Genomic DNA, 6,472 nt, shown 5'->3' on the forward strand with positions numbered 1-6,472 from the left:
ACTCGCCCATGCGCCGCTCCGGGATGAGAGCGGAGGCGAGATGCATAACCACAGCAATAATAAAATGCAGGACGCACAAGGGATACGGAATATCAGCAACAGCTCATGTCGTCAGCTGTTACTCGGCGTCATCGGGAGTTTGGCTGTTTGCTGCAGCACGGGAAGCATGGCGATGGATAGAATCACGGGCGCGGCCTTTGCGAGCCGCTCTGAAGTCTATGCGGTTAATGGTATGGCGGCAACCAGCCAACCACTGGCGACTCAGGTGGCGGTCGATATTCTCAAACAAGGTGGCAGCGCCGTGGATGCCGCGATTGCCGCCAATGCCATGCTGGGGTTGGTGGAGCCTACGGGTTCTGGCATAGGCGGCGATCTTTTTGCCATTGTCTGGAGCGCCAAAGAGCAGCGGCTCTATGGGCTTAATGCCTCTGGCCGCAGTCCGGCTTCTCTGACGCTGGAGATGCTCAAGGCCAAAGGGCTTGAGCATCTGCCGCCTTATGGACCTTTGCCCGTATCCGTGCCCGGTGCCGTGGATGGCTGGTATGAACTGCATGACAAGTTCGGCAAATTGCCCATGAAGGATAACCTGGCGCCGGCTATTCATTATGCCCGTGAAGGATTTCCGGTTTCCGAGCTCATCGCCTTCTATCTGGCGCGAAGCGGTGACAAGCTGGCCAAATACCCGGGGTTTAAAGAAACCTATATGCCAGGCGGCCGCATGCCGGCCGTCGGTGAATTGTTTCGAAATCCGGCTTTGGCCAACAGCTATGAAAAAATTGCCAAGGGGGGCAGGGACGTCTTTTACAAAGGAGAGATAGCCCGCAGTATTGCCGCCTATATGCAACAACAGGGCGGTTATCTTTCCTATGAAGATCTCGCTTCTCACAAGAGTGAGTGGGTTGAACCTGTATCGGTTAATTATCGGGGCTATGATATCTGGGAGCTGCCCCCCAACGGCCAGGGGATAGCGGCACTGCAGATCCTTAAAACCCTGGAGCCATTTAATCTCAAGGCCATGGGGCTGGACAGCGCCGAATATGTGCATCATTTCGTGGAAGCAAAAAAGCTGGCGTTTGCCGACCGAGCCAAGTTCTACGCTGACATGGACTTTGCCAAAGTGCCGGTAGCGTCACTTATCTCCAAAGAATACAACTACGCCAGAGCCAAGCTTATCGATGCTGACAAAGCCGCCGCCAGTGTTGAGCCGGGTAATCCCAATCTTTTACACGGTGATACCATCTATCTCACTACCGCCGATAAAGAAGGCAATATGGTGTCCCTCATCCAGAGCAATTATCGTGGCATGGGCTCAGGCATGACGCCTCCGGATTTGGGATTTGTGCTTCAGGACAGAGGCCAACTGTTTGATCTCACTCCCGGGCGTGCCAATTCCTATGCACCGGGTAAAAGACCGTTTCATACCATAATTCCGGCCTTTGTCACCAAAGATGGCAAGCCCTGGCTCAGCTTTGGTGTCATGGGGGGAGCCACCCAACCCCAGATGCATGCCCAGATCATGATTAATCTGATTGATTTTGGCCTCAACCTGCAGGAGGCGGGCGATGCTCCGAGAATATTGCATACAGGTTCCAGCCAACCGACCGGCGAGCAGATGACAGATGGCGGTTATATCAGCCTCGAGTCGGGCTTTTCCATGGAAACCCGCCGTGAGCTGATGAAAAAGGGGCATACTTTAAGTGATTCTCTCGGGGCTTTCGGTGGTTATCAGGCCATAGGCGTCAATGTTGAAAGTGGCGTTTATCGGGGAGCGTCCGAGTCCCGTAAAGACGGACAAGCATCAGGTTATTGAAAGTAATCGGCAAAAACGTGCGTGAGCTAATTCAAATTAATGCTCAAGTTGCGGATAATAAGGCCGAAGATGAATTAATCTGAAAGGGTAGATTGCAAATGGATACACAGGTTATGCCACGGGAACAGCTGGGGATCTGCGCAGAGGGAAATCTGCACAGTGTTTATCTGATGTTCAATGCCAACGAAGGCGGGGAGTCACAACTGCGCCCTTGTCTGGCCAATGTTGCCCAGTATTTGTATGAGCTGGCAGATCAGTATGCTGACAGTGCCTTTAACGCCTTTGTGGCGATTGGTGCCAATTTTTGGGATCATCTCTATCCGGGAAGCAGGCCAACTGAACTCAAGCCATTCCCTGCTATGGAGTCGGGTAACCGGGATGCGCCGGCGATAGAGTTCGATATTTTTATTCACCTGCGTTGTGATCGCCTGGATATTCTTCATCTGGTGGCCAATGAGGTCAACGAAATGCTGGAAGGCCTGGCCGAGCTGGAAGAGGAGGAGCGGGGGTTCCGCTTTATGGACAGCCGCGATCTGACCGGTTTTGTCGATGGCACAGAAAACCCCAAAGGCAGAGGCCGTCAAGCTGTGGCCCTGGTAGGTGATGAAGACGATGCATTTCGCGGCGGTAGCTACATTCATGTACAGAAATATGTCCATAATCTGAGTAAGTGGCACAGACTGCCGCAGAAAAAGCAGGAAGACATCATAGGCCGCACCAAGCAGGACAACATAGAGTACGCTTCGGAAGACAAACCGCTGACGGCACATATCAAGCGGGTAAATCTCAAGTATGACAATGGTGAGTCGATGGAGATCCTGCGTCAGAGCATGCCCTATGGTTCTGTAAAACAGCAGGGTTTGATGTTTATTTCCACCTGTAAGACACCTAACCATTTTGAAAAGATGCTTCACAGTATGGTTTTCGGTGACGGAGAAGGACACCATGATCACCTGATGCACTTTACTCAGGCGGTAACTGGTTCCTCTTTCTTTGCCCCATCTCTGGATTTCATGATCCAGTTTGATGATTAATAGCGCGATAAAAACAAAAACGCCCCTCATTGAAGGGCGTTTTTTTATGGCATTTTCAACTCAGTCTGTGTAATTGAACAGCGACTTCACTGTTTCCAGAGTTTCATCAATGGTCTTGATGCTGGAAGGGCAGATGAAAATAGTATCATCACCGGCGATAGTGCCCAGAATACCTTCTGGCTTGCCGATGGAGTCCAACAGCCTGGCAATTAACTGCGCCGCCCCCGGGCTGGTACGCACCACTATCATGGCTTGGTTATGATCCACATCCAATACCAGATTCTTCAGCGGGCTGCCGGCGGTAGGTACCCCTAGTTCAGCCGGTAAGCAGTAGACCATCTCCTGCTTGGCGTTACGAGTGCGCACGGCACCGAACTTGCTCAGCATGCGCGAGACTTTGGACTGGTTGATATTGGCAAAGCCTTCGGCTTGCAGTGCATTGACTATTTCACTCTGGGAGCCGAAGCGCTCCTCTTTAAGCAGAGCCTTGAAGGTTCTGATTAGCTCATCCTGATTTTTGCTTGCTTGCATTATCTTCTTCTGTCGTTATTCAGAAAATCTCGCTCATTCTGCATATCAAACGGGTAAGTGTCAACAAATACCCAGGATGTCTGCATAAAAATGCAGTTTGGGTCATTTGTTGGGTAAAAGAAGCCTCAGTAGGCGAGAGCAAATGCTGAAGTTAATTCAGCTTTTGATGAAGCAGAGTCATATGACTAAGGGATAATTGCTATTTTTGTGACGATCCTTTAATGTTGCGCCATCACAGAATTAGATCTATGTCACACATAATTCCGAGAATTGACGGAGATAACTATGAAAGTTGCTGTACTAGGTGCTGCTGGTGGTATTGGCCAGGCTCTTGCCCTTCTGTTGAAAACCCAATTACCTGCCGGCTCTCAGCTGTCACTCTATGATATCGCCCCCGTAACGCCTGGGGTTGCCGTGGATCTGAGTCATATCCCGACAGCAGTTGAAGTTAAAGGTTTTGCCGGTGAAGACCCAACACCTGCACTGGAAGGTGCTGATGTGGTGCTGATCTCTGCCGGTGTTGCCCGTAAGCCTGGCATGGATCGTTCTGATCTGTTCAATATCAATGCCGGTATCGTCCGTAACCTGATTGAAAAGGTGGCTGCGACTTGTCCCAAGGCGCTGATCGGTATCATCACCAACCCAGTGAACACCACTGTGGCCATTGCGGCTGAAGTACTGAAAAAAGCCGGTGTTTACGACAAGAACCGTCTATTCGGTGTGACGACTCTCGATGTCATCCGCTCTGAAACCTTTATCGCCGAAGCCAAAGGGTTGAACGTTGCCGATGTTAAAGTCAATGTGATTGGCGGCCACAGCGGTGTGACCATTCTGCCTCTGTTGTCTCAGGTTGAAGGTGTCAGCTTCTCCGATGAAGAAGTTGCTGCCCTGACCAAGCGTATTCAAAACGCCGGTACTGAAGTGGTTGAAGCCAAAGCCGGTGGCGGCAGCGCGACTCTGTCCATGGGCCAGGCCGCTTTCCGTTTCGGTCTGTCGCTGATCCGCGGTCTGCAGGGTGAAGCCAATGTGATCGAGTGCGCCTATGTAGACGGTGGCAGTGAACACGCTGAATTTTTTGCCCAGCCAGTGGTACTCGGCAAAAATGGTATCGAAAAGGTTCTTCCATATGGTGAACTGAGCGCGTTTGAAAGCAACGCCCGTGATGCCATGCTGGATACCTTGAAGGCGGATATCAAACTGGGTGTAGACTTCGTTAAGTAAGTCGACTCCGGGAATAACAAGGAGCGCTTCGGCGCTCCTTTTTGCTACTAGAACCTATTTTACTCTGGCCTTGCTGGCTAGTTTCTTTGGCAAAATAGCCGAATTCTTTCCTGCTGCTCCTTTATCTGCGCCTGCCGTTCTTCTTCAGTCATCTTAATCATTTCACCTGAGGCCTCATCTTTACGTTGTAGCCTGGTGTGGGTATTGAGGACATCCAATTGGAATTTGGCCTTATCGCATATAGCCTGAGCCTGGACTGCATCTTTCTCCTTGAGCAATTTGGCCTGTTTCTCAGACTCAGTCTCCAGCACAATGTCATCTTTTCGCTGCGGCGCGACCGTGCCGATTCTGGCGGGTTGCAGATTTTGGCTGTCCAGTTCGGTGGCTTGCTGTTGTGGCGGCGGCTCCTGGCTGTAGTGGGTGACGCCATTTTCATCGACCCAAGTATAAATGGGGGTTGCCGAGGCAGCGTTGGCTCCGAGTAATGCCAGCAGAGCCATAAATAGGCTGATCCTTATCATTGTTTGTTTCCGTTTCTGCAGGGTGAGCTTGTCTGAGCAAGTGTGTTATCTTTGCCGTTATGAGTTTGATTACACCATCAGGTTAAGTGTATGCAAAATTTATCCAAGCCAACAATAAAAACCCGTGGTATCTATCTGTTACCCAATCTGATGACAACGGCAGGATTGTTCTCGGGCTTCTATGCTGTTATCGCTTCCATGAATGGGCACTTTGAGGCATCGGCTATTGCTGTGTTTGTTGCCATGTTATTTGATGGACTGGATGGTCGTCTGGCGCGTTTGACCAACACTCAGAGTGCCTTTGGTGCCGAGTACGACTCGATGGCAGATATGGTGTCCTTCGGTATGGCTCCGGCCTTGATAGCCTATAACTGGGGGCTTTCTGAATTGGGCAAAATAGGTTGGTTGGCGGCGTTTATCTATTGCGCCGGGGCTGCCTTGCGTCTGGCGCGCTTCAATACCCAAGTAGGAGTGGCCGATAAACGTTTCTTCCAAGGGCTTGCCAGTCCGGCCGCAGCGGCTCTTATTGCCGGCAGTGTCTGGCTGGGGCAGGGCTACGGCGTCTCAGGGCATGATATAGGTATATTGGTGGCTCTGGTCACGGCCGTTGCCGGTCTGTTGATGGTGAGTAATTTCCGCTATCACTCCTTTAAAGAAGTCGATTGGCGTGGCAAGGTGAACTTCCTGGTGATTCTGCTGGTAGTGGCCGTATTTGTGGTGATCTCGGTCGAACCTGCATTAATTCTCTGTCTGCTGTTTTATCTCTATGCTCTCTCGGGGCCTGTGGTTACCATTCGCAGCGTTAGAAAACTCAAGGTGTCTCACGTTTTGGGTGATGACGATGAGACAGATGACAGTGATGGCAAAGCATCAAGTGCAGAGGGTTCTCCCACTTCCCATGCCCGAGATAATAGAGATAGCGATAACAAAGAAAGCGCCGAAGAAAAAGAAGATACGGTAGATAAAGCGAGTCTAGACAAGCTCAAGTCATGATTCTCTCGTGATAATGATAACTTTGGGCTGCCATTTCAAAAGGCTTTTACTCTGCAAAGCGGCGAAATATGTGCTAAACCTAGATCCCACCTTGAGTGAAATAGCCTTTTGACGAGCAACTCAGGTTAGTGAGCAAGTCAGTTTGCATAGCCATCTCAGTTGGTTCAAGTTACTCATCGAGATGAAAAGGGACTTTAGGGTAATGTCTGTGTTGCTTAAAAGTTGACAGTAACCTGGTAATGCCTAAATAGTGTTCGCTTGGTGTGGTTTTGCAAAAATCCCCCTTGCACAAAAGTTCAGGCTCCCTATAATGCGCTCCCACTGACACGGCACAGCGGCAACGCGAAAGACGTGACAGGGTC

General features: G+C 50.6%; 6 protein-coding genes. 4 read left to right on the forward strand and 2 right to left on the reverse strand.

All coding sequences use genetic code 11. From position 1 onward, the window contains the following. Positions 1–166 precede the first annotated feature (166 nt). Positions 167–1,810, forward strand: coding sequence for a gamma-glutamyltransferase (gene ggt / locus CX650_RS18000; RefSeq protein ID WP_226685229.1), 1,644 nt, complete (start codon positions 167–169; stop codon positions 1,808–1,810). 98 nt (positions 1,811–1,908) lie between these two features. Then, positions 1,909–2,844 carry a Dyp-type peroxidase gene (locus CX650_RS18005; protein ID WP_101096621.1) on the forward strand — a complete coding sequence of 312 codons (936 nt, stop codon included), beginning with the start codon at positions 1,909–1,911 and terminating at the stop codon, positions 2,842–2,844. Between the two features lie 60 nt (positions 2,845–2,904). Here the strand turns inward: CX650_RS18005 and argR are convergent, their stop codons facing one another. Next, positions 2,905–3,375 carry a transcriptional regulator ArgR gene (argR, locus tag CX650_RS18010; protein ID WP_025012091.1) on the reverse strand — a complete coding sequence of 157 codons (471 nt, stop codon included), beginning with the start codon at positions 3,373–3,375 and terminating at the stop codon, positions 2,905–2,907. A 285-nt stretch (positions 3,376–3,660) separates the two neighbouring features. Between argR and mdh the strand changes: the two genes are divergently transcribed. Continuing rightward, a complete protein-coding gene (gene mdh, locus CX650_RS18015) occupies positions 3,661–4,596 on the forward strand; it encodes a malate dehydrogenase (protein ID WP_101096622.1) in 936 nt (311 codons plus the stop codon). 77 nt (positions 4,597–4,673) lie between these two features. Here mdh and CX650_RS18020 read toward each other — a convergent pair whose 3' ends face one another. Next, positions 4,674–5,117 (reverse strand): DUF4124 domain-containing protein, encoded by a 444-nt coding sequence (locus tag CX650_RS18020; RefSeq protein ID WP_101096623.1) that lies wholly within the window; start codon positions 5,115–5,117, stop codon positions 4,674–4,676. A 90-nt stretch (positions 5,118–5,207) separates the two neighbouring features. Between CX650_RS18020 and pssA the strand changes: the two genes are divergently transcribed. After that, a complete protein-coding gene (pssA, locus tag CX650_RS18025) occupies positions 5,208–6,110 on the forward strand; it encodes a CDP-diacylglycerol--serine O-phosphatidyltransferase (protein WP_101096624.1) in 903 nt (300 codons plus the stop codon). Positions 6,111–6,472: the final 362 nt, after the last annotated feature.

It is taken from the genome of Shewanella indica, from assembly GCF_002836975.1.
GTDB classification, from domain to species: Bacteria; Pseudomonadota; Gammaproteobacteria; order Enterobacterales; family Shewanellaceae; genus Shewanella; species Shewanella indica.

Excerpts from the sequence above, each read along its gene's own strand:
- pssA (WP_101096624.1), top strand. The coding sequence starts at position 5,208 with ATGCAAAATTTATCCAAGCCAACAATAAAAACCCGTGGTATCTATCTG.
- CX650_RS18005 (WP_101096621.1), top strand. The coding sequence starts at position 1,909 with ATGGATACACAGGTTATGCCACGGGAACAGCTGGGGATCTGCGCAGAG.
- CX650_RS18020 (WP_101096623.1), bottom strand. The coding sequence starts at position 5,117 with ATGATAAGGATCAGCCTATTTATGGCTCTGCTGGCATTACTCGGAGCC.
- mdh (WP_101096622.1), top strand. The coding sequence starts at position 3,661 with ATGAAAGTTGCTGTACTAGGTGCTGCTGGTGGTATTGGCCAGGCTCTT.
- ggt (WP_226685229.1), top strand. The coding sequence starts at position 167 with ATGGCGATGGATAGAATCACGGGCGCGGCCTTTGCGAGCCGCTCTGAA.
- argR (WP_025012091.1), bottom strand. The coding sequence starts at position 3,375 with ATGCAAGCAAGCAAAAATCAGGATGAGCTAATCAGAACCTTCAAGGCT.